We start from the raw sequence: 24,379 nt of genomic DNA, 5'->3' as shown, positions 1-24,379 counted from the left end.
AATAAAGAAGCTTTGATTTTACGAATTTTTTCTCGTAAATCAAAGCTTCTTTTTTAACACAAGCCTACACAATATACTATTCGGCTTCAATTAATAAATCATTAGCTTTAACAAATTTACTTTTACCAACAAAAATATATTTCATCGCCAATCCTAAAATAATTGGCAACACTACAAACAATGTTGTTAGTAAAATTACACTACCTACTCCTGGATCCATTTGTTCATATGCTGTCATTGGCCCAATTAATCCAGCAAATCCAAATCCCGCACTCATAGATGTTCCTTGAATTTTAAAAATGGCTCCCAAAGCTCCCATAATTCCTGAACTAATTATTACTGGAATAAATAATTTTGGCCTTTCCAACATATTTCCCATTTGAATTTTAGGAGTTCCAATAAAATGAGCGAGTATTGTTCCTAAACTATTAACTGAACTTCCCATAATTGCCAATGTAAAAGCCCCAGCTGTAATTCCTAGATTAGCTGAACCAGATGAAATTCCACTTATTCCAATTGCAGTTGCTATTCCCACTGAACTGATTGGAGATACAATTAAAACTGCAAATGATATTCCCATCAATGTTCCCATCAAAACAGGTTGAAGAATAGTAAAAGTTTTTATCATCGCCCCAATAAAACCAGTTACCAACTTAACATAAGGGAGGGTCAATAATCCCAATCCTCCAGCTATTACCAAGACAAGAACTGGCATTAATAAAATTGTGTAATTCTTCAATTTATTTCCAATAATACTAGCTATAATTACCGCAAATACTATCGTTACTGCAACATTAATTACATCCCCTGTCCCAGCAACTACATAAGTTGTTCCGACTTTTTTCACTACTCCAGATCCAATTGTTGTAGCTGCTGCAATCGAACTCATTTGAACCATGTTCATTTTAAAGAGATACCCCACACAAAAACCAGCCATTGCCGGCAATAGGCTTGCAGCAAAGTTAGTAATATCAATCACCTGACTTGCAATATGTGGCATCACTCCCATCAAAGCTTTCATTAATTGACCAACTAACGCAGATGGAATCAAGGCTACAACAACACCCATACTAATACCATTCAAAATATTCATTGTCCCTGTTTTTAAGCTAATCTTTTTATTCATATCCTTTACCTCATTTTATTAAATTTCATGGTCACTTCTTTTCTCTGAAATAATAGCTAATACATCATCTAAACTAATATCAACCATATTTTGAACGGCGACATTAGTATAGAAACCAACATGCGGTGTCAAAATAACATTATTCATCGCTCTTAATTCTTTTAGTTGTTCACTTGGTAATTCTTTACCACGTAAATCAAAATTAAAGAAATTCTCTTCGCCTGTAAGTGTATCTAAAGCTGCTCCTGCTAACTTCTTATTTTTTAAAGCAGTAATTAGAGCATCTGTATCTACAACTGGGCCACGACATTCATTAATTAGAAATGCAGTTGGTTTCATTAATGCCAATTCTTCACTTCCAATTAATCCTTTGGTTGTTTCATTCAAGTCGACATGTAAACTAATAACATCTGATTCTTGTAACACTTCGTTCAATGATTTATAAGTCAAAACCTCATTTAATTCTGGATTTGGCTTAATATCATAAGCAATTACTTTAGCACCTAAAGCATTAAACAATTTAGCTGCAGTACCACCAATTCTACCAGCACCGATTATACCAATTGTCAAAGTATGGATTTCTTTTCCTTTAAGTCCAATCCATCTAAAATCTTGTTCCTCAGCTCTTTCATCAAACAATTCTAAATTACGAATTAATCGCATGGTATGTGCTAAGGCTAATTCTGCAACTGATCTTGGTGAATATGCAGGTACATTCGTTACTTTCAAACCATTCTTATGAGCTAAATCAACATTAATTACATCATATCCAGCAGTTCTTGTAGAAATTTGCTTTAATCCTAGATTCTTCAATTCAGCGTATACTTCATCTTCAACTAAACTTCTTTGTTGAATAACAACACCATCAAAACCTTTAAGTTTAGCTACTGTATCAGCATGTAGCTCACCTTCATCAATTCCAACTTCCACATCAGGATGTCGTTCACTCCAATTTTCAATAGCTTCCTTTTCATCTTCACGTACTGACATCATCAAAATTTTTTTCATCTATCTTACCTCGTTTTATTTACTTTCTTCTTCAACATACTTGGCAATTCGAGCCACACCTTTTTTTATTTCTTCCATACTTGTTGCATAGCTTAAACGGATATAGTGTTCTCCACCTTTACCGAAGAAAGAGCCAGCAGTTACTGCTACTTTTGCTTTTTCGGCTAAGTCATAAATAAACTTCTTATCATCTTGTTCTAAACCAGCTGGAATTTTTGCGAAAATATAGAACGCTCCTTGAGGCTTAGCACATTCAAATCCTAATTTAGTTAAGTTTGAATATAGATAATCACGTCTTGCTTGATATTCTTTCTTCATTTCTTGACTATCATTCAAGCCATTTTCAAAGGCTTCTTGGGCTGCATCTTGAGCAATCGCTGTTGTTGTAGTAATTGTAAATTGATGAATCTTAGATAATTCTTTTGTTATCTCTGCAGGTGCAGTCATAATACCAATTCGATACCCTGTCATTGCATGTGATTTTGATACACCATTCAATACAATTGCTTGTTCACGTAGACTTTTAGCTAATGATGCATGTTCTTGGTCATAACATAATTCGCTATATATTTCATCGCACAAAGCAAAAATTGGTTTATCACGTATAACATCAGCTAGTTCATCCAATTCTTCTTGACTATATGTAACACCAGTTGGATTAGAAGGATAATTTAAGACTACTACTCTGACATCATCACCATGTTCATCTAACACCTCTTTTAACATGTCAGCTGATAATTTAAATCCATTCTTAGATGTATCAACAAGAATTGGTTCTGCACCTACTAATAAAGCATCAGCAATATATAATGGGAAAATTGGAGTTGGTACTACAACTTTGTCCCCAGGATTCAATACTGAAGTCAAAGCTGTATAAATAGCTTCAGTTGCACCATTTGTTACAATCACTTCATTTTCAGGATTATATTTCAATCCATATCTTTCTTTTAAGAAATTAGCTGCAGCTTTTCTTAAACCAAGCGTTCCATTTGAAGGAGCATAGTGAGAATGGTTTGCTTTAACCCCCACAATAGCAGCTTCTTTAATGTGCTCTGGAGTATTAAAATCTGGTTCTCCTACTGTGAATTTTGTAATATCCGGAATTTTGCTACTATATTGAGCAAATGCTAAAATTTCAGATGGCTTAACTAATTCTAATTCTTTCTTCATATATTTTGTTAAATCTACCATATTGAATCTTCCTTTCAAAAAAAGCCCCCGAAGATGTTTAATCCTCGAGGGCTACTATTCTCTAAATTTAGTTATCTTAGGTTAATTAAGATAATTAGCTATCCCTCAGATTAATCTGCGAGATCTAATTATCTGTGCTACAAAATAGCTTTCGCTTAGAACTCACAGGTACAAACATTTAATTCCTGCTCAGTGCTTGTACCCGCATTTCTGTGAATACAATCACTGCTTCCAAAAGCGAAAGTAAAAATAAGAATTATTCAATTTTAGTTGATTTTTAATCTCTAATCTCATAATAAAATCTCCTTAGCAAATTGAATACCTATAATATACTCATGTAAGATTAAAAAGTCAACATTAAAATTAATTGTTTTCACATTTAATTTTATAAATCACATCATCCACCATACACTTATATGTATATTTAATACATAAAAGTGATTAAAAATGAATATTTTTGATTATTTTTACACTTTTTATTGATTTTTATTAAAAATACATGTATAGTGTAGTCAATGAATAGATTATGAATATTTTAATTTTACGAAAAGAGGAATTTACATGGAAAAAGAAAAAGTTGTTTTAGCATATTCTGGCGGTTTAGATACATCAGTTGAAATTGCTTGGTTAAAGAATAAAGGTTATGACGTTATTGCATGTTGTATCGATGTCGGTGAAGGAAAAGATTTAGAAGCTATTAAAGAAAAAGGCTTAAAAGTCGGTGCAGTTGAATCAATCGTTATTGATGCTAAGCATGAATTTGCAGAAGAATACGTTCTTCCAGCATTACAAGGTCATGCTTACTATGAAAATAAATATCCTTTAGTATCTGCTTTATCTCGTCCTTTAATTGTAAAGAAACTTGTTGAAGTTGCTAAAGAACATGGTGCAACAGCTATTGCACATGGATGTACTGGTAAAGGAAATGATCAAGTTCGTTTTGAAGTTGGAATCCATGCATTAGTGCCTGAAATGAAAATTGAAGATCCTATCAGAGATTTACATTGGTCCAGAGAAGAAGAAATTGAATACGCTAAAGAAAATGGCATTCCCGTTCCTATCTCTAAGAAGAGTCCATACTCTATCGACGAAAACCTTTGGGGTAGAGCAAATGAATGTGGCATTTTAGAAGATCCATGGCAATCCGCACCTGCTGATGCTTATGACAGAACAGTTGCTCTAGAAGATACTCCTGACACACCTGATGTTATTGAAATTACTTTTGACAAAGGTGTTCCAACTAAGCTAGATGGTGAAGAATTACCACTTGAAGAACTTATCATGAAACTTGATAAATTAGCTGGTAAACATGGTATTGGTAGAATTGACCATGTTGAAAATAGACTTGTTGGTATTAAATCAAGAGAAGTTTATGAATGTCCAGCAGCAACTGTACTTTTAGCTGCACATAAGGATATGGAAGATTTAACTCACGAAAGAGATTTAGCTCATTTCAAACCAATTATTGAACAAAAATTAAGCGAACTAATTTACAACGGCCTTTGGTTCTCACCTTTAATGGACGCTATTCAAGCATTCTTAGCAGAAACTCAAAAAGTGGTTAATGGTGTCGTTAGAGTTAAATTATTCAAAGGCAATGTTATTTGCGAAGGTAGAAAATCCCCTAACTCTCTATATTCCGAAGAATTGGCTACTTATACTTCTGCTGATCAATTCGACCAAGAAGCTGCAGCTGGTTTCATCAAATTATGGGGATTACCAACACAAGTTTATGCTGAAGTTATGCAACAAAATGAGAAAAACAATAAGTAATTAGTAAAGGAGATAATTGATCTATGGCGATTAAAAAAATGTGGGGTGGACGTTTCCAAGAAGGTTCCAGTAAGTTAGTTGATGAATTCGGTGCTTCAATCTCATTTGATAAGCACATGGCTTATGAAGATTTAGAAGGCTCATTAGCACACGTAAAAATGTTGAAACATACTAATATTTTATCTGCTGATGATGCTGATAAAATCATCGCTGGTTTGCATATTTTACAAGACAAATTAGCTAATGGAGAATTAACTTTTTCTACTGAACTAGAAGATATTCATATGAATATGGAGTCCCTTCTAACTCAAGAAATTGGCGATGTTGCTGGAAAGCTTCATACTGCTAGAAGCCGTAATGATCAGGTAGCTACTGACCTACATTTATATTTGAAAAATCGTTTAGAAATCGTGATCGATGAAATTAAAAATCTCCAAAAAGTTATTGTAAAGAAAGCCGAAGAAAATGTTGAAACTGTTATGCCTGGTTATACACATTTGCAACATGCTCAACCTATTTCTTATGGTCATTACCTCATGGCATATTATCAAATGTTCCAAAGAGATATTGAACGTTTCGAATTCAATAAAAAGCATACTAACATTTCGCCATTAGGAGCCGCAGCATTAGCTGGTACAACTTTCCCTATTGATAGAGAATTTACCGCCAAAGAATTAGACTTCGATAATATTTATGCTAATTCTTTAGATGCTGTTTCCGACCGTGATTTTGTCCTAGAATTTCTAAGTAACGCCTCAATTCTCATGATGCACTTATCACGTTTTTGTGAAGAAATTATTCTCTGGTGCTCATACGAATTCGGCTATATTGAATTATCAGATAAATATTCTACTGGTTCTTCAATTATGCCTCAAAAGAAAAATCCTGATATGGCCGAACTTATTCGTGGAAAATCTGGACGTGTTTATGGGCATCTAACTGCTCTACTCGCAACTATGAAGAGTTTGCCTTTAGCCTACAACAAAGACTTGCAAGAAGATAAAGAAGGAGTCTTTGATGCAGTTAAAACTGTTATTCCTAGTCTAAAGATTTTTGCTGGTATGTTAGATACACTAACTGTTAATAAAGATAAGATGCTACATGCAACTGAACATGACTTTTCTAACGCTACTGAATTAGCCGATTATCTTGCAACTAAAGGTATTCCATTTAGAAAAGCTCATGCTATCGTAGGTCAATTAGTATTTGAAGGAATTGAAAATAATACAACTTTATCAGATATTCCTCTTGAAAAATACAAAGAAATTAACAGCGAAATTGGTGAGGATATTTACCAATTCCTACAATCTAAAGTTGCAGTTCAACGTCGCCATTCACTTGGTGGTACTGGTTTTGATCAAGTAAAACTACAAATTAAAAACGCTAAAAAACAACTTAATTTATAATCTTTTTTCATGAAAAAAGCAGCAAGACGAACTTGCTGCTTTTTATTATGATTATCTTCTTTTTTCAAACTTAGATAATTGCCCTCTAAATTCGGCACGATATTTCCTAACGTCAGAGGCATCGCTCTTCACATAAGAATCTACCTTTTCATTATGTTCAACTTTATCTAAGCCAATCAATTCTTCTTCACTTGTAACTCTCATCTTAACTAATTTTTTGCAACAAACTACTAAAATCGTAGATAAAATGATTACAAAAATAATTGTACAAACAGTTCCTAAAACTTGAATTAAAAACAAGTGCACCCCACCATATAATAATCCACTCTCAGAAATATTTGAATTTATTGCTTTATTCGCAAACACGCCTGTTAAAATCGAACCTAAAATTCCTGAAATTCCATGACACCCAAAGGCATCTAGCGGATCATCATATTTAAGTTTTGGCTTTATTTTTTCTACAAAAATAAAACTTACAATACTGCACAAAACTCCTATTATGATTGCTCCTAAAGTCGAAACATACGCTGCTGCAGGAGTTATTCCAACTAAACCACATAATGCTCCTGTACAAATCCCTACTAACGATGGTTTGGAATGGAATTTAAGATCCAGTATCATCCACGCTATTAAGGAAGCCCCCGTAGAAACCGTAGTTGTTAAGAAAGCTTGAATGGCCACTTTATCTATTCCTAAAGCTGAACCAACATTAAAACCATACCACCCTATCCAAAGTATACTTGTTCCAAGTAATACCCAAGGTAAATTATAGTGTTCGCTGTTTTCAATATTATATTTAATTCTAGGTCCTAGAAATATAGATAGCACCAATGCAGTTATACCTGCATTAATATGTACAACTGTTCCACCAGCAAAATCCAGCATCCCAATTTTCCCTAATAAACCATCAGGACTCCAAACCATATGTACCATTGGATAATATACAAAAATTGACCATAATGATACAAACAAGATCAAAAAGTTAAATCTCATTCTCCCAACAACAGCTCCAACAAAAAGTGCTGGGGTAATGATCGAAAACATCATTTGAAATACTAGATATGTACCATTATCAATGCCTAAACTTTTAGAATACATCTTCGTTAATTCATATCTACTTAGGAAGAAACTATGTCCCCAACCAAATATCCCAGATACATCTTTACCAAAACAAATTACATAACCTACAGAAACAAAGAGTAGAATCGCTAAGCCACTAATAACAAAAACAGAAAACATGGTATTAACGACATTCTTTTTAGAAACCAATCCCCCATAGAAAAATGCTAAACCAGGAGTCATAAAGAATACCAATATTGTCGAAATGAGAACAAAAGCTGTGTTTGCCTGATTAATCATAAAAAGCCCTCCTATGCCTTTGATGTCAAAAATTATAACATCAGAATAAATAAAATCAACTTCATTTTTAGATATATGTAACTTTTTATAACATAAAACATTAAAATTATTCTATTCTTTTCCTTATTTTCTATTTAAGTAATTTAACTTTTAAAATTCATTTTTCCTAAGTATAATATAAAGTAATAATTACTGATTAGAAACTAGGTGAGACTATGGAAATTTCGGAAAAAGCCCCTGCCAAACTTAATCTAAGTCTTGATACCCCTTTCCGTCATCAAGATGGCGAGCCCGAATGGCGTATGGTTATGACAGCAATCGACTTATCTGATTATGTTCATATTAAAACTATTCCTAACAGCAAAGAGATAACTGTACAAACTAATACCGGCTTTTTACCTTGTGATCAACGAAATTTAGCTTACCAAGCAGCAAAGCTTCTGCAATCTAAATTGGACAAACCAGAAGGCGTGGAAATAGAGATTGATAAACACATCCCTGTTTCTGCAGGTATGGGTGGTGGATCTGCTGATGCGGCTGCAGTTTTAAGAGGTTTAAATAAAATTTGGAATTTAAATATGTCACGTGAGGAGTTAGCAAAATTAGCTCTTACAATCGACTCTGATGTTCCATTTTGTGTATATAGCGAACCTGCCTTAGTAACTGGACGTGGTGAAAAAATCACTCCAATAGGTCCACTTCCACCAATGTGGTTAGTCATTGCTAAACCTCAAGCTAGTGTTTCAACTCCTACAATATTGCGACAAATTCATGAACAACACTTAAATCATCAAGAAGTTCAAAATGTTGTGTCCGCAATTAAGCAACAAAATTTTGATAAAATGTGTCGCCATATGGGGAATGCATTGGAACCCATTACTATGAAAAAATGCCCTGACATTATTAAAATCAAAGATAAAATGTTACAATTTGGAGCTGATGCTGCTCAGATGAGTGGCTCTGGCCCAACTGTCTTTGGCATTTCTCAAAAAAAATCTCGTGCTACTCACATTTATAATAGTTTACGTGGTTTTTGTAAGGAAGTTTATCTTGTTAGAGCATTAGACTCGTTAACGACAAAATAAATAGGTTTGGCATCTTCGCCAAACCTATTTATTTGCTATTATTTCAAGTCATCATCCATATGTTCATAGATCATTTTATAAACAATTTCTGCATCTTCTTCATTTTTACTGAATACAACTACTGTATCATTTCCCGCCAAGGTTCCTGCAATCTCAGCTAACTCTAGGTCATCTAACTTTGCAGCTAAAATATTTGCGTAACTTGAGTTTACAGTTGTTCTAATTAAATTAATAAAGTTTATTCGTTGGATTCCTAATACATTATCATTAATTTCTTGAAATAGACGTTCGTAATTTTTTTCTCCCTCTACCTTCATTTGCTTATAATATGTATTTCCATTTTGGTCACTTACTTTTACAATATTCAAAATTCTCATATCTCTTGAAATTGTAGCTTGTGTAACCTCAACTCCTTCAGCACGCAATAATTGTTGCAATTGCTCTTGAGTTGTTATCTTATTATCAGCAAAAAGTTGCTCCATTAATTCTCTTCTAGCTATTCTATTCACTTTGACACCACTTTCCTTCCTGCAAATTAAGTGTTAGTAATTATTAGTCAAATTTTCTCAAATATTCTGATAACTTCTCTAAACCTTGTTGTAGAATCTTAGGATTACAACAGTATCCTAATCTTGCATGTTGTGGTCTATCAAATGCAGTTCCCGGAACTAACAAAACACCTTTTTCTCTCAACAAATCTTCACAAAATGAATAATCATCTTGGGGAATATCTAGCTTTATAAATGATGTAGAAACTGAATGTGGTGTGCACCAACTTACTCGAGGCTCTGTTTTTAACCAATTTTCTACTATTTCTAAGTTATTCTTGACGATTTCTTCATTCCTTTGCAGAATTTTATCCCTATTTCTCAGTGCATGGACTGCCAAAACATCATTTAATACACCACCACAAATAACTGTGTAATCACGGAACTTTCTAAATATATCCGCTACTTCTTTATTTGATGCTGTCCAACCTATTCTTAATCCAGGTAAAGAAAATGTCTTTGATAAAGAGTTTGTAGCAATCCCCTTATCATACATATCAACTATCGAAGTAAATTTTCTATCTTTGTCTAAAGGCATGTATACTTCATCAACTAATATATACGCATCTACTTCTTTAGCAATTTTTACAACTTCTTCCATAAAATCAGTGTCAAACACTGTTCCAGTCGGATTATTGGCATTGTTTAAGCAGATTAATTTAGTTTTAGGAGTTACCAATTCCTTCAATTCATCTATTTTAAAACTCCAGTCTTGTTTCTCATCCAAGTTCAACAATTTCACCTTAGCTCCTAAAGAGTGAGGAATATCATATAATTGTTGATATGAAGGAATCATCGAAATCACTTCATCCCCAGCTTCAACTAAAGCATATATTGCTAACATGTTAGCACCAGTTGCACCATTAGTCTGCAAAATATTATCGGCGGGCATATTTTGATATAGTTCTGCTACTAATTCTTTAAATTCAGGTGATCCTTCAATCCAACCATAATTTAATTTATCAGTACTATGTTGAGCAAAAAAATCCTCCACCTTTGTACCATCTAAACCAATTAATTCTTCTAATGTTAAAGAATCAATTGAACTTTGAGATATATCATATTTAGCACTTTTTTCCCACTTATTTAACCAGGCTTCTACACCAAATTCAGGAAGGTTCATCTTACATCCCCCTTATTTTTCTTTTTCCCACAATATTTGTTCTATTTCCTTTAAAACTTTCTCATCGCTATGCAAACCTGAATGACTTGTATCTTCAAAAGTCATCTGGCTATAATAGGCCCATTTAGGATTTACTATTTTCTGAAGAAATTCTGATTGTACATGTGGTACCGAACCATCAGTATTCTCATTTTTTATCTCACCTAGGAAATTATAGAACTTTATCTTCGCTCTAAGTCTCAAATACTTAGTTTGCGCTACTAATTTTTGATAATTTCCATCAGTTGAGTGAATTTTCTTAGCTTTTTTATAACTAATATCATCAAAGCTCTCCTCTACTGGAACACCTAATAATATTACTCGAGAAAACTTTATTTCTTTTTGAAGTTTACTAGATCCAGCTAAGGCATGCAACCAAGCACTACCACCCCAAGAATGGGCTATTACATTCATTTTATTTATATGATATTTATCATGTAAAATCAGCATTACATTAGTTAACCATTTTGTTTGTGGTCGATAACTAGCAGTATAATTCCAATCAAACAAAACTTGTATCATCGCATTTTTCTTATTTTTTACAGTTCCATGTACTTTTACTTTTCCTGTTGGGCTAACATGAATTGTCATTGTTTTTTGTGCAACATTTTCATCTTGATATGTATCTATCATACGATTATATGTCCACTTATTTCCTGCCCAACCTGGAATCAATAAAGTTGGTGTATCACTATAATTTATATCATTGAGTAACTTATCTTCTCTCAATGGTTTGTTTTTACTAGGTAATAGACTTGTAATTTGAAATCCTACTAATACAAGTAAAATAATCAATACTATCTTTAAAATTATTTTTTTCACACCCCATCACCCGCATTTGTTCTGTAAAAAAGGCTGGGATAAAATCCCAACCCTATTATTTATCAATATTCTCTATCTCTTTTTTGGATGTCATCTTAACCAAAATTCAACTCAATGTTCTTAGTCAAAATATCGGTATAACTATAAGATACTCTTTCAACTGCATTTTCATCATGATTTAACTCGATTATAAAAACCGAAGGAAAAGTTTCACGCAAGACACCATGTTTAGTTTTTGACTTCTTACGTCCAAGTCGTGAGGTTATAGTTAGTGGTTCACCAATTTTGCCATCCAACTTAGCCTTAATGCTTGTTATTGTAATTGGCATATGTCCACCTCTTTGAAAGATAGTATACCATAACTAATCAAAATAATCAATTCTATCACATTTTAGTTTTAGACTCAAGCTATTATTCTAATTAATCTCCATTTTTATTAGAGCATCTGATAAATTTATAAAGTCAGCTACTGTTAATTTTTCAGCTCTTATAGATTGTTTAACATCTGCAACTTCCAAGGCTTGTAACATTTTTTCTTTAGTTTCAGGATCTTTTCCGTAAAGGCTTTGAAGATTATTCCATAAACTCTTTCTTCTATGCATAAAGCTACCCTTAACTAATTTCTTAAAATGTTTTTCATCCTGTGGTTCTTTAGGCTTAACTTTCTTTTTATTCAAAACAATAATTGCAGAATCCACATTGGGTTGTGGTACAAAGACTGTCTTAGGAACAATAAATGCAATTTTTGAATCCATTTCATATTGAACCGCAACAGATAAAGAACCATATGCCTTTGTTCCTGGATTTGCAGCTAATCTTTCAGCCACTTCTTTTTGCATCATTACTACAATTGTTTCAAATTCAATTCCTGAATCCAATAAGTGCATCAAAATAGGTGTCGTAATGTAATATGGCAAATTAGCAACTAATTTTAACTTATGACCTGTTTCAAAATGTTCAGCTATCAATGCCTTCAAGTCTGCTTTTAAAATATCTTGATGGATTACTTCAACATTTTCGTATGGTGATAAAGTATCCGCCAAAACTGGCAGTAATCTATCATCAATCTCTAACGCCATAACTTTATTAGCTCTTTTGGCTAATTGTTCTGTTAAAGCTCCAATTCCTGGCCCAATTTCGATTACATTATCCTCTTCACTAACCTCTGCTGCGGCTACAATATTCTTTAAAATATTAATATCTGTTAGAAAGTTCTGACCTAAATTCTTTTTAAACGTCAATCCATATGTTTCCATAATTGCTCTTGTACGTGTTGGATTAGCAATTTCAGGTAATTCGTTTGCCATCATTTCACCTCTTAATAGTTATCTTCATTCTTTATATATTCTAGTGCTTTTTTAAACTCATCTGGTGTTATTTGGAATAATTTCAAGCGCTTATACAATTGTTTCCCATTTGTATAGCCTATTCTTAAATATTCACCTAATCTTCTGCGATATTCTTTAGCTTGTGGTCCAGATGTTAATCCTGCTACTGCTAAATCTTCTCTTGAAATTAGTGGCTCTCCATCAGGTACTTCTGTATATAGATGAGCAAGAGCCTCTCTTATCGCTTCAGGACTAGCATGTTCTACACCTAAACTCCCTTTATGACTAGGGGCTGCATCATGCTTTGTCAAAAATGCATGTTTTACTCCTGGAACAGCTTCTGTAATTATCTTACGTATCTTTTCTCCAGAAAAATCAGGATCTGTAAAAACAATTACTCCACGTTTATCATATAAATCTTCAATTTGATCTAAAGTTTCGTCACTTATTGCTGATCCTCTTGTTTCTAAAGTATCAGCATTAACTGCCATTTGAATTCGTTTTGTATCATCTTTTCCTTCAACAACAATTACTTCTTTTATCTTCATTTTGTCGTTCTCATTCATTAATCTTTAAAACTCTTTCTGTATTTTTTCTTGTTATTTCAGCTAATTCTTCACTTGAAATTTCTCTTTTTTCTGCAATAAATTCAAGTGTATATCTTGTCATCGCTGGTTCATTCATTCTATTTCTATATGGCATTGGAGTTAAGTAAGGTGCATCAGTTTCAACTAACATATGCTCCAATGGTGTCATCATCATTGATTCTTGAACTTCCTTAGCACTCTTGAAAGTTACTACTCCACTATATGACAATTCCATACCTAAGTCCAAGAATTTCTCAGCCCAAGTGGCATCACCATTAAAGCTATGCATAATTCCACCATTTTTTTGAATATTCATATTCTTTAAAATTGCATAACAATCTTCAAATGCATCGCGATTGTGTACACTTATTGGTAAATTAAGCTCTTGAGCCAAGGCTATTTGCTTTTCAAATACTTCATGTTGTACTTTCTTAGGGGAATCATGATAATAATCCAAACCTATTTCTCCCACAGCAACAAACTTTTCTAATTCCAAATATTTTCTTAATTCTTGTTCATACTCTACATTGTAATTTAATGCCTCTTCAGGATGACACCCTACCGCACCATAAATATGAGGATATTCTTGAATAATTTCTTGTAATTTTTTTCTACTATCGTCATCATATCCAATAACCAACATTTTAGTGACATCAAGTGCCTTGGCTCTTTCTATTACGTCAGGAATATCATTATCAAATTCATGTGAATTAATATGTGTATGCGAATCAAATATTTCCACTATAAATTCCTCTCATAATCTTCTATTTTACTTCTACAATCTTAACACACTTTTTTATTTACTAGCATTATTTTCACCAAACAAAAAAAACACTAACTTGTAAATTAAATTACAAATTAGTGTTTCTTGAATCATTATCCTACTAATGAACCATTTGGAATATTTTCTGAAACTGTAATTAATTGGACTGTTTCACCAAATTCTGCTGACAACAACATACCTTGGCTAACTTCGCCTCTCATCTTACGAGGTTTCAAGTTAGTTACAGCAATAACTTTCTTTCCAACTAGTTCTTCTGGATTTGGATACCATTGAGCAATTCCAGAAAGAATTTGTCGGTCACCTTCATCGCCTGCATCTAATCTAAATTTCAAAAGCTTATCAGCACCTTCAACTTTAGACACTTCTTTAATTTCAGCAACTTTCAATTCAACTTTATCAAACTTATCAAATTTGATTTCGTCCTTAGTCAAAACTAAAGTTGTATTTTCAGGATCCCAGTTTTCTTTAGCTTTTTCAGCCATAGCTTTACGACCCTTAGCCTTTTCATTCTTAGTCATCTTAGACTTAATATATTCTTGTTCTTCTTCTACATCTAAACGTGGGAAGATAGGAGTCCCTTTAGCTACTACTTGTGCACCTGCAGGTAGGTCAAAGTATGAAACACCTTGAATTGCCATATCATCACTATTTAAGCCTAATTGTGCAAAAATTTCCTTAGGTGTGTGAGTCATGACAGGTTGAATCAAGATTGCAACTAAACGTAATGAAGCTGCTAAGTGAGCTAACACACTATCTAATTCATCCTTCTTAGTTTCATCCTTAGCTAAAATCCAAGGTTCTGTTTCATCAATATATTTATTAGAACGAGCAACTAATTTCCAAACTTCATCTAAAGCATTGGAGAAATGAACACTATCCATTTGTTCTTCAAAATTCTTGATAGTATTAGCAGCCACGTCTTCTAAATCTTTATCAAAAGCAGTTACTCCAGATTTCAATTCAGGAATTTGACCACCACGGTACTTGTTAATCATCGCAACTGTACGATTTAATAAGTTACCTAAGTCATTAGCTAAATCAAAATTAATCTTACCGATAAAGTCTTCAGGTGTAAATACACCATCGTTTCCAAAAGGAACGGCTCTCATTAAGTAGTAGCGCAATGCATCTAAACCATAACGTTCAACTATCATTTCTGGATAGACAACATTTCCCTTAGATTTTGACATCTTACCGTCACGCATTAATAACCAACCATGACCAATAATATGTTTTGGTAAAGGTAAATCTAAAGCCATTAAAATGATTGGCCAGTAAATAGTGTGGAAACGAACGATTTCTTTACCTACCATGTGGACATCTGCAGGCCAGTATTTCTTAAATAGACTATCATCGTCACCAGTTTCATATCCTAAAGCAGTAATATAGTTACATAAAGCATCAATCCATACATAAACTACATGCTCTGGATTAGAAGGAACTTTAACACCCCAATTGAAACTTGTACGAGTTAAGGCCAAATCTTCGAGTCCTGGTTTAATGAAGTTGTTTAACATTTCATTCTTTCTAGTATCAGGAATTATAAAGTCTGGATGTTCTTCATAGTATTTTACTAATCTATCAGCATATTTACTCATCTTAAAGAAGTAGCAATCTTCTTCAACAAGTTGCACTTCATGTCCAGATGGAGCCTTACCGCCAATCATGTTTCCATCTTCATCACGGTAAACTTCTGCTAATTGTGATTCTGTGAAATATTCTTCATCAGATACTGAATACCATCCACGATATTTACCTAAGTAGATATCACCTTTTGCCAATAATTTTTCAAAGATATTTTGAACAGCTTTTTCATGATAATCATCAGTTGTACGGATAAACTTATCATTTGTTATTTCTAGCTTTTTCCAAAGTTCTTTAATATCAGCAGCCATCTTATCTACGTATTCTTGTGGTTGCATTCCTAATGCTTGAGCCTTTTGCTCAATTTTCAACCCATGTTCATCTGTACCTGTTAAAAAGAATACGTCGTAACCTTGAAGTCGTTTGTAACGTGCTAACACATCACAAGCGATTGTTGTATATGAATTTCCAATGTGCAATTTACCAGATGGATAGTAAATTGGAGTTGTAATATAAAATGTTGGTTTTTCACCCATAGACGAATCAACTCTCCTTATTAATTTATCTCAATTAGATCTAAAAATATTTGCTAGATTTAGTATAGCATATAAACCCTTGATTTTAGTTAGTTAATCTTAATTAACGCTTTAAATATTCAATCCCAATTGAATCTAAGAAATCTGTTACTTTCATATTATAATATTCAACAAATTTCTTAGCGGAATCTTTACCTGGATCAGCTAATACAAATGAATTTTGTCCATCATTTTTCCATTGACCAACGTAAGCTGACTTAAATGTTAAATTATCATCTAATGGAGAATGAACAATATTAAATAATTGGCGAACTTGCAATCTCATTTGTCTTTCACTTAAAACAACTGATAAAGTAGCGAATTCTGTCATATTCATCGGTACCATTCCCAACTTACTCAATTCATCATCAAAAGCTTTAAATAACTTAACAACTGTTCTTCGAATTGCAAAAGCAGAATCCAAACTTCTTTCAATTAAAATTTCGTATAGTCTTTGCGCAGCCTCAAATGAAATTGGATAAAGTTCCATTAATTTGTCCTTAATAGAATCTTGCTCATCTTTAAAGAATAATAAGGTATCAAGTAAGGTTAAAATTCTTAAAACCATCCACTGATCGCGCTCTCCTTGTTCTGGTTTTAAAACTGAAAGAACGCCTTTAAAATATAATTCTTTGATTTCATCTGTCATCATTCCGAGTTCTGCTTGTTCACGATAGACATAGTCGTGCATTACAATATCGTACAATTCCAATCCTGTTGCCATGAACTTAGTATCTAAGTCTTTCTTTTTAGTTGTTAAATTAAATGAAATTTGTGGTGCTCCATTAAACATGTGTAAAAAGTGAAGTAATTCATGGGCTACAGTATAGTCAGGACGTGTCATATCATATATATCAATCATCAACTGTCCACCACGTAAATATTGTTGAGCCTGGTCATGGCGAACATATCCTAATTTAGAATCTTTTTTTACATTAATTCCTACACCTTCAGGAAAAATTTCCTCAATTTTCTTCATTAAACTTTTAGTAGCTTCACTGAAGTTAATTTCTTCTGTCATTATTTCCCCTCATTTCTTAAATTATCCAAAATTTCTTTAGCTGTACTCATATCTCGCTTATTTAACTTCTCTAATTCAGATACAACCAATGGTATTTCTTCTTCAGTTGCCCCAATTGAACTTACCAATGATTTCAACTGTAGACGCATATGTCCCTTTTGAATTCCTTCTGTTACCAAAGCATATAATGCAGCCAAATTTTGACCTAACCCTACTGATGCAACAACTTTTTCTAATTCAATTGCATTCTCTATTTCTAACAATTTATGGTTAACCTTTACTAAAGGAACGATCCCTATTGATCCCCCAACAGATCCAAGTGGTAGTGGTAAAGTAATTTCACCATGCAATGTGTCTCCAATAACTTTCCAAGTGCTTAAACCTCGATAGTTACCATCTTTGGCAGCATATGCATGAGCTCCAGCTTCAATTGCGCGCCAATCATTACCACTTGCGATAACTACTCCATCAATTCCATTCATAATTCCCTTATTATGTGTTGTAGCACGATACGGATCGATTTGTGCAATATAGCTTGCTTGGGCAATTTTCTCAGCAATCTTTTCTCCTGACATTCCATTTTTAGTCAATGAAGCAACTGGAATATCACATATAGCCGTTGCTAGACATTCAGTTGCATAATTAGATAGGATACTCATAACTACATCTTGTTCGTACTTCTCTCTAATCGTAGCTGCAATTGCTTCAAGCATTGTATTTAACATGTTAGCTCCCATAGCTTCTTGAACATCTACTGCTAAATCTATCGAGACAATACTCTTATCTAATTTACGTACTCTTATCCATCTTGCTCCTCCACCACGTCTAACAATAGATGGATGAGCTTGGTTGGCAATTTCTAACAATTCATCTTCGTTTTTTAAGATATCATCTTCGAATTTATCAACATCTTCAATTTTTTCAACAATGACTTGTCCTAGCATCAATCTTTGCTTTACAGATGCTTTAAATCCTCCCGACTTTTTTACAATACCTGCCCCATGGCTACTTGCTGCTATCACGGAAGGTTCTTCAGTTACCATAGGAATCAAATATTCTTTACCATTAATCACATAATTTAAAGCTAACCCTTCTGGCAATAAATACTGTGTTATAAAATTCTCAATTTGAGTCTCTCCTAAACTAACATCTATTGCTTGTGACTTTAATCTATCAATATCTTCCTGTGACAAAATTTCTTGTTTTTCAAGTACCTCAAGTCGTTCAGACCAACTTTTTTTATAATATTTTTTAAAACCTTCCATCTTTTTCGCACCTTTCTAAACATTAGACATCATCTATTATATAATAGATAAATAAAATATTCGATTAAGGGGAATTATTTTGAAAAAAGTTCTTATTTCTATATTATCAGGGATCATTCTCTCCTTGGTTATATTAATTTCAGCACCTACACATATTTCTGCTGATACTTTAAAAGTCGGTATTTTAGCTGATAATAAACCTTATAGCTATCTGACTAATAAAAAAGTAACTGGTTTTGAAGTAGAGCTAAGTAAAAAAATCGCTCAAGAAATGGATACTAATATCAAATTCGTTAAGGTTTCAGATCGCAAAAAATTACAAAAACTAGTTAGTGAGCATCAAATTGATCTTGCTTTAGGACAATTTGATAAGACTACACTTTCGTCTAAATTGATCACAACTAACACCTATTTATATCCACAAAATGTCTTGTTTACTGGCACACATCGCCATATTTCATCTGTTGAAGATTTACAAAATAAAAAAGTAGGTATTCTAGCTAATGGTAACCAACATCAACTTTTAACAAACCTACAAATGAAACCTAAAGTCTATAACAGTATATCTTCATTAATGAAGGCATTGGAAAATAAAAAAATAAAAGCTGGTATCCTCACAGACTATGAATATACAGCTTATCTTAATAAACATCCTGAATTGACTTCTGCTTATTTACAAGCACTTAATTCTACCAAGAAATCTGATTTACCTAAGCTGACTTTAACACGCATAAAAGATCCTCGAATCACCTCGCAACAATTAGTGGGAATTACTGATAAGAGGAATACTAAACTAAACCAAGCTTTAGATAAGTTAAAAGATGGTAATGACATTATAGACTTATCGCAAAAATACTTTTCACAGGATTTAACCAAACCATGATAAAAAAGATTGAAGCCTCATTACTTCAATCTTTTTTTATTCTAAACCACTTAATATTTGAGTTATAATCAGATCTAGATCTCTTTTTTCATCACAAGGGGCATTAGGGGCAAAAATAAATCGTTGTAAAAAGTATGCTATCATTGGCCCCGTTATTATTCTAACCAATACTATTGCATCATAATCTGGATGTTTGCTACCTACTAGTTTCCTAAATTCCGTAAATATTTCCTGATTACTTTTTATAGCTTCAACAAATCCTTCTGATACCATTTGTCTAATTTTAATTTTTGTTAGACTTTCTTGGATAAAGATTCTTAGTATCTGATGATTTTTCTTCATGAATTCAAATCGATTAATCACGATAAAAGTTACAATTTCTTTTAATGATTTATCACTTACCTCATTTACTTCACTAAAAAATTTACGTTGGAATTTTGGAAAAAGTTCAGTCGTAATTAGGTTTATGATTTCTAACAGTAACTTTTCCTTAGTTGAATAATATTTAAAAATGGTTGCTTCACTGATACCTGCATTTTTTGCAATTTGTGCTGTTGATGTTGCATCATACCCCTGCTTAGCAAACAAATTAATCGCCGATAATAAGGCTTTTTCCTGTCCATTCGTTAATTTCTTGTTACCTAAAATTTTTTCATAATCTTCTAAAATAGTCTTGTTTTCCATAACTCTCACCCATTAAACTTTTCTGTATCTTTTTAGGCCTAAAATATTCAAAATTAATAGAACTACTAAAAAGATTATCAATACTAGTATATCTTTTCCTACTTCTATTAGGCCAGCTCCTTGCATTATGATTGCAGATAAGGCTTCACCAGCATAAGTTAATGGTAAAACTTTCCCAATTCTTTGTGCCCAATCAGCCATTGAATCCAATGGAATGATACCCGAAAAGAAAATCTGAGGAACAACTACTAATGGAATGAATTGCATCATTTGAAATTCTGATGAAGCAAATGTTGATAGCAAAATACCAAAGGCTAGCGCGACAAATCCCAATAAAACTGCAATAATTATTACACTAAATATTGAGCCTATTATCTCAATGTCTAATAATTTAATTCCTACAACTGTTATCAGACTTGCTTGCGCCAATGCCATTAAGCCATAACCTAGCATATATCCATAAACTATTTCGCTTCTCTTTACAGGTGTAGCTAATAATCTTTCTAGAGTACCACTTATTCGTTCTTTTAATAGCGCCATTCCTGAAATTAAAAATACAAAGAAAAACACAAAAAATCCTATTAGTATTGGGGCCATCTTATCAAAAAAATTAGTTTTACTATTTCCATAATTATAATGATTTTTTATACTTATTTTTGATTTATTCATTTTAACAGACTCTTGTTGCCCAGTTAATTTCGCTATTACTTGTCCTTGTTTAACCACCATTGATTGTAATTTGGAAACATTATCCTTCATAAGGGCACTTTCTAATACTTTCTTTGCCATCACAGTTTTAGAAACATCTAGATTGGCATAAGTTACATCATACTGCTTACTTTTATAACTGATTACTCCGTCTAAGCTATTAGCATCTAAATCTTTTTTAGCATGTTTTTCACTTTTATATTTTTTTACGGTAATCCCATCTACTTGATCCATTTTTCGATTAATTTGATTGTTAACATCTATTGTTCCTATTGTTACTTTAGTTTTTGTACTTGCAGAAAACATCAAATTTAACAAACACAAGATCAACAATGGTGCAACAAACATCAGCAATACTGTACGCTTATCTCTAATCAATTCTATAACAACTTTTTTAGCAATCACTAAAGTCTTCATCGCTACTCACCCTCGACTTTCAAAAATACTTCTTCAATATTATTAACTTTATATTTATCTTCTAATTTCTTATGTTTATCAAAGGCTATGATTTTTCCCTCAAAAAGAAGTGCTACCCTATCTGTCAGCTCAGCTTCAGACATAACATGTGTTGTTACAAGAATACTTCTCCCCTCATCTCTTAATTTAGCTAATTCTTTCCATATTTTAAGTCTCAGAGCAGGGTCAATTCCAACTGTTGGTTCATCTAAAATAATTATTTTAGGTTTTGCTAGTAAAGCTATTGCTAGTGATAATCTTCGTTTCATCCCACCAGAATATCCTGAAACCTTCTTATCCAAATAATTAGTTAAATCAACAACTTCAGCAACATATTCTATTTCTTTTTGCAATTCTTTCTTCGCAACGTCTTTCATATAACCAAAAAAACTTAAATTCTCCCTAGCTGTCATTGATTCATAAAGCGCATCTGATTGAGCCATATAACCAATATCTGCTAATAATTTTCGATTAGGCATTCTCTTTTCTAAAATTAAAGCCTCACCTTCGTCAGCTTTTTCCATACCCAATAGAATTTTGATAGTTGTTGATTTTCCTGAGCCAGACGGACCAATCAAACCTACTATTTCTCCTGAATTTACTGTTAAATTAACAGAATTTAAGACATTATCATTTCCAAATTTCTTCTTTATATTTTGTAATTGTATTCTCTGGTTATTTATTTTCATTTTTTTCGCCTCCAAAAGTAAGTATTTACTCACTAATTCACTCTGAATTATAGTGAGTATTTACTCACTTATCAATAAAAAAAGAACTTTAAAAGAGTGAAAACTCTTTTAAAGCTCTTCAAGTAACTATTTTTCAGCTAACAATTCAAAGATGATACCTTCACGGACTCCACTCTCAGAAAACATCACATATGGACTTTCGCATTGTAACATTAACTGCATAACAGGAGTAAGTCCACCTATTATGATGTCTGCACGGCTACTTTCATCCCCTAAATCTGTAGCTCTCTCAGTTTTGTCCATATCTAACCACTTACGATATATTCTTTGAAATTCTTCTTTATATACACGGAAGTTATGAATATTAGTAGTATCTTTTTCATCTAACTTACCTAATTTTTTACGCGCAACAGTACGATTAGCCCCACCTAAAAGCACCAATGGTAAATCTTTAGCTTCAGATAGCCAAGGTAGTTTTTTAGCAAACAATTCTCGGAGAAAAACTTCAAACTCAAATAAATTTCCAGCATTTATTTTATCTTGTGTTTGAAATTTCTCAGTTAAACTAACTGCTCCATACTGAATACTGATTAAATTCAAGGCTTTTTTATTTTTCATTAAAATAACCTCAAAGCTACCCCCGCCCATATCACAGATGACAGCATCCTTAACATCTAAACAATTAGCTACTCCTACATAATCATAGTAAGCCTCAGCAGAACCAGATAAAATTTCTACTTCTACGCCTGTCAAAGACTTTATTTTCTCTAAAAATTCTTCTTTATTCTCAGCTACTCTAACTGCCGCTGTTGCAATTCCTTTAATCTTTAAATTAGGTAAATTCTCATAATGTTTCTGAAATTTTCTAACAGCATCCAGCGTTCTTTCAATTGCGTCAGCCTGCAACACTTTCTTTTCAGAATTTCCCATACCTTCCGCCATACGTGTCATTTCCTTAGCACGAAAAACTTCTCGGTACTTACCTTCATCACTAACTTCATTAATCGACAACCTTGTAGAATTAGAACCAAAGTCCAAAATTACTAAATTCTGCATCTCTGCCACCCCATATTTAAGATACACATATTGTAACACATTTTATAATAGTAATTTCATTTTAATTTAATAAATATGGCAATTCTACTTAAATATTGTCGAAGTAATTTACCCCGATTGCTCTACGTACTTCTTCTAAAGTTTTATTAGCGACTTCGTTTGCTTTTTCGCTACCTTCCTTAAGCATTGCATATACAGCTGGAATATCTTTTGCAAATTCTTCACGTCTAGCACGGATAGGTCCTAATTCAGCTTCTAAGACTTCATTCAAGTAACGCTTAATCTTAACGTCACCTAATCCACCAGCACGATATTGTTCTTTTAATTCTGCAACCTTGTCTTTGTCTTTATCAAAAATATCAAGATATGTGAAGACCATATTACCTTCTACTTTTCCTGGATCTTCTACGTGAATATGGTTAGGATCTGTGTACATTGACATTACTTTTTTACGTAATGTATCAGCATCATCAGATAAGTAAATAGCATTATTTAAAGATTTACTCATCTTTGCATTTCCATCTAAACCTGGTAAACGTCCAGATCCCTTAGGTGCAAATACACCTTGAGGTTCAACTAATACTTCGCCATAAATTGAATTGAAGGTTCTTACAATTTCACGAGTTTGTTCCAACATAGGTTCTTGATCATCACCAACTGGAACTAAATTAGCCTTAAAAGCTGTAATATCAGCAGCTTGGCTAACAGGGTAAGTGAAAAATCCAGCTGGAATTGAGCGTTCAAAATGTTTTTGTTGAATTTCAGCTTTTACAGTTGGATTACGTTCAAGACGTGAAACAGTTACTAAGTTTAAGTAATACAAATTCAATTCTGCTAATGCTGGAATTTGTGATTGCACAAAGATTGTTGATTTTTTAGGATCTAGTCCTACTGCCAAATAGTCTAATGCTACTTGTATTAATGAATTTTTTATTTTTTCAGGATCACGTGCATTGTCAGTCAAAGCTTGTTGATCAGCAATCATAATGTATGAATCATACTTTCCTGAATTTTGCATAGAAACACGTTTTTTCAATGAACCAATATAATGTCCCACATGTAATTTTCCAGTAGGTCTATCACCTGTTAAAATAATTTCTTTTGCCATAAAAATCCTCCTTAATAAAAAAGTCCTACTCATAAATATGAATAGGACGAACAAAGCCGTGGTACCACCTAATTTGCATAAAATGCCACTTAATTAAATATCAAATTTACTTTCTTCTCCCAAGCCCCACTTCGATTTACTTGCTTATTTTCAGCTACCTAAGCTCTCTGT

The 24,379-nt window shown here is 32.9% G+C and carries 23 protein-coding genes; 4 read left to right on the top strand and 19 right to left on the bottom strand.

Annotation, left to right across the window (positions count from 1 at the left end; translation table 11 throughout):
* Positions 1-76: 76 nt before the first annotated feature.
* The 3 genes from OZJ21_RS09030 to OZJ21_RS09020 are packed head-to-tail and all read right to left on the bottom strand — an operon-like array spanning position 77 to position 3,325.
* On the bottom strand, positions 77-1,126 hold the full coding sequence (locus OZJ21_RS09030; RefSeq protein ID WP_268857709.1) for a PTS transporter subunit IIC: 1,050 nt from the start codon (positions 1,124-1,126) through the stop codon (positions 77-79).
* An 18-nt stretch (positions 1,127-1,144) separates the two neighbouring features.
* Positions 1,145-2,134, bottom strand: coding sequence for a D-2-hydroxyacid dehydrogenase (locus tag OZJ21_RS09025; protein WP_003704855.1), 990 nt, complete (start codon positions 2,132-2,134; stop codon positions 1,145-1,147).
* Between the two features lie 15 nt (positions 2,135-2,149).
* Positions 2,150-3,325 carry an aminotransferase class I/II-fold pyridoxal phosphate-dependent enzyme gene (locus OZJ21_RS09020; RefSeq protein ID WP_201897362.1) on the bottom strand — a complete coding sequence of 392 codons (1,176 nt, stop codon included), beginning with the start codon at positions 3,323-3,325 and terminating at the stop codon, positions 2,150-2,152.
* 561 nt (positions 3,326-3,886) lie between these two features.
* Here OZJ21_RS09020 and OZJ21_RS09015 point away from each other — a divergent pair.
* Positions 3,887-5,098: an argininosuccinate synthase gene (locus OZJ21_RS09015; protein ID WP_003709272.1), complete on the top strand. Its 1,212-nt coding sequence runs from the start codon at positions 3,887-3,889 to the stop codon at positions 5,096-5,098.
* Positions 5,099-5,121: 23 nt separating this feature from the next.
* Positions 5,122-6,504: an argininosuccinate lyase gene (gene argH / locus OZJ21_RS09010; protein WP_003701659.1), complete on the top strand. Its 1,383-nt coding sequence runs from the start codon at positions 5,122-5,124 to the stop codon at positions 6,502-6,504.
* Positions 6,505-6,555: 51 nt separating this feature from the next.
* Here the strand turns inward: argH and OZJ21_RS09005 are convergent, their stop codons facing one another.
* Positions 6,556-7,863, bottom strand: a complete 1,308-nt coding sequence (locus OZJ21_RS09005) for an ammonium transporter (protein ID WP_003704861.1) — start codon at positions 7,861-7,863, stop codon at positions 6,556-6,558.
* Between the two features lie 215 nt (positions 7,864-8,078).
* Between OZJ21_RS09005 and ispE the strand changes: the two genes are divergently transcribed.
* A complete protein-coding gene (gene ispE / locus OZJ21_RS09000; protein WP_003699663.1) occupies positions 8,079-8,948 on the top strand; it encodes a 4-(cytidine 5'-diphospho)-2-C-methyl-D-erythritol kinase in 870 nt (289 codons plus the stop codon).
* A gap of 38 nt (positions 8,949-8,986) precedes the next feature.
* Here ispE and OZJ21_RS08995 read toward each other — a convergent pair whose 3' ends face one another.
* The 10 genes from OZJ21_RS08995 to OZJ21_RS08950 form a co-directional block, all read right to left on the bottom strand.
* The gene (locus OZJ21_RS08995; protein WP_003702207.1) at positions 8,987-9,457 is read right to left on the bottom strand and encodes an arginine repressor; all 471 of its coding nucleotides are present in this window, start codon (positions 9,455-9,457) and stop codon (positions 8,987-8,989) included.
* Positions 9,458-9,500: 43 nt separating this feature from the next.
* On the bottom strand, positions 9,501-10,619 hold the full coding sequence (locus OZJ21_RS08990) for an aminotransferase (protein WP_178848394.1): 1,119 nt from the start codon (positions 10,617-10,619) through the stop codon (positions 9,501-9,503).
* 12 nt (positions 10,620-10,631) lie between these two features.
* On the bottom strand, positions 10,632-11,480 hold the full coding sequence (locus OZJ21_RS08985; RefSeq protein WP_011475603.1) for an alpha/beta hydrolase: 849 nt from the start codon (positions 11,478-11,480) through the stop codon (positions 10,632-10,634).
* A gap of 95 nt (positions 11,481-11,575) precedes the next feature.
* A complete protein-coding gene (locus OZJ21_RS08980; protein WP_003704867.1) occupies positions 11,576-11,809 on the bottom strand; it encodes a Veg family protein in 234 nt (77 codons plus the stop codon).
* Positions 11,810-11,896: 87 nt separating this feature from the next.
* Positions 11,897-12,787, bottom strand: a complete 891-nt coding sequence (gene rsmA, locus OZJ21_RS08975; RefSeq protein ID WP_268857708.1) for a 16S rRNA (adenine(1518)-N(6)/adenine(1519)-N(6))-dimethyltransferase RsmA — start codon at positions 12,785-12,787, stop codon at positions 11,897-11,899.
* An 11-nt stretch (positions 12,788-12,798) separates the two neighbouring features.
* Positions 12,799-13,356 (bottom strand): ribonuclease M5, encoded by a 558-nt coding sequence (rnmV, locus tag OZJ21_RS08970; RefSeq protein WP_080767637.1) that lies wholly within the window; start codon positions 13,354-13,356, stop codon positions 12,799-12,801.
* A gap of 10 nt (positions 13,357-13,366) precedes the next feature.
* The gene (locus OZJ21_RS08965; protein ID WP_268857707.1) at positions 13,367-14,137 is read right to left on the bottom strand and encodes a TatD family hydrolase; all 771 of its coding nucleotides are present in this window, start codon (positions 14,135-14,137) and stop codon (positions 13,367-13,369) included.
* Positions 14,138-14,271: 134 nt separating this feature from the next.
* On the bottom strand, positions 14,272-16,299 hold the full coding sequence (gene metG, locus OZJ21_RS08960) for a methionine--tRNA ligase (RefSeq protein WP_014568129.1): 2,028 nt from the start codon (positions 16,297-16,299) through the stop codon (positions 14,272-14,274).
* 103 nt (positions 16,300-16,402) lie between these two features.
* The gene (locus tag OZJ21_RS08955; protein ID WP_147759547.1) at positions 16,403-17,359 is read right to left on the bottom strand and encodes an IpaB/EvcA family protein; all 957 of its coding nucleotides are present in this window, start codon (positions 17,357-17,359) and stop codon (positions 16,403-16,405) included.
* Positions 17,359-18,624, bottom strand: coding sequence for a hydroxymethylglutaryl-CoA reductase, degradative (locus tag OZJ21_RS08950; protein WP_081561251.1), 1,266 nt, complete (start codon positions 18,622-18,624; stop codon positions 17,359-17,361). Before OZJ21_RS08950 ends, OZJ21_RS08955 begins: the two co-directional genes overlap by 1 nt.
* Positions 18,625-18,703: 79 nt before the next feature.
* On the opposite strand from OZJ21_RS08950, the gene OZJ21_RS08945 reads away from it, so the two are divergent.
* On the top strand, positions 18,704-19,507 hold the full coding sequence (locus OZJ21_RS08945) for a substrate-binding periplasmic protein (RefSeq protein WP_268857706.1): 804 nt from the start codon (positions 18,704-18,706) through the stop codon (positions 19,505-19,507).
* 36 nt (positions 19,508-19,543) lie between these two features.
* Here the strand turns inward: OZJ21_RS08945 and OZJ21_RS08940 are convergent, their stop codons facing one another.
* From OZJ21_RS08940 to trpS, 5 genes are all read right to left on the bottom strand, one after another.
* Positions 19,544-20,191, bottom strand: a complete 648-nt coding sequence (locus OZJ21_RS08940; RefSeq protein WP_268857705.1) for a TetR/AcrR family transcriptional regulator — start codon at positions 20,189-20,191, stop codon at positions 19,544-19,546.
* 12 nt (positions 20,192-20,203) lie between these two features.
* Positions 20,204-21,316 carry an ABC transporter permease gene (locus OZJ21_RS08935; protein ID WP_268857704.1) on the bottom strand — a complete coding sequence of 371 codons (1,113 nt, stop codon included), beginning with the start codon at positions 21,314-21,316 and terminating at the stop codon, positions 20,204-20,206.
* 2 nt (positions 21,317-21,318) lie between these two features.
* Positions 21,319-22,044, bottom strand: coding sequence for an ABC transporter ATP-binding protein (locus OZJ21_RS08930; protein ID WP_268857703.1), 726 nt, complete (start codon positions 22,042-22,044; stop codon positions 21,319-21,321).
* A 126-nt stretch (positions 22,045-22,170) separates the two neighbouring features.
* Complete coding sequence (locus OZJ21_RS08925) at positions 22,171-23,100, bottom strand: Ppx/GppA phosphatase family protein (RefSeq protein WP_069468687.1); 930 nt, start codon at positions 23,098-23,100, stop codon at positions 22,171-22,173.
* A gap of 88 nt (positions 23,101-23,188) precedes the next feature.
* Positions 23,189-24,208: a tryptophan--tRNA ligase gene (gene trpS / locus OZJ21_RS08920; protein WP_003699680.1), complete on the bottom strand. Its 1,020-nt coding sequence runs from the start codon at positions 24,206-24,208 to the stop codon at positions 23,189-23,191.
* Positions 24,209-24,379 lie beyond the last annotated feature (171 nt).

Origin of the sequence: Ligilactobacillus sp. UO.C109, from assembly GCF_026847815.1 — a bacterium.
Classification (GTDB): domain Bacteria; phylum Bacillota; class Bacilli; order Lactobacillales; family Lactobacillaceae; genus Ligilactobacillus; species Ligilactobacillus salivarius.
This window is presented reverse-complemented; position numbering and strand designations above follow the sequence as displayed.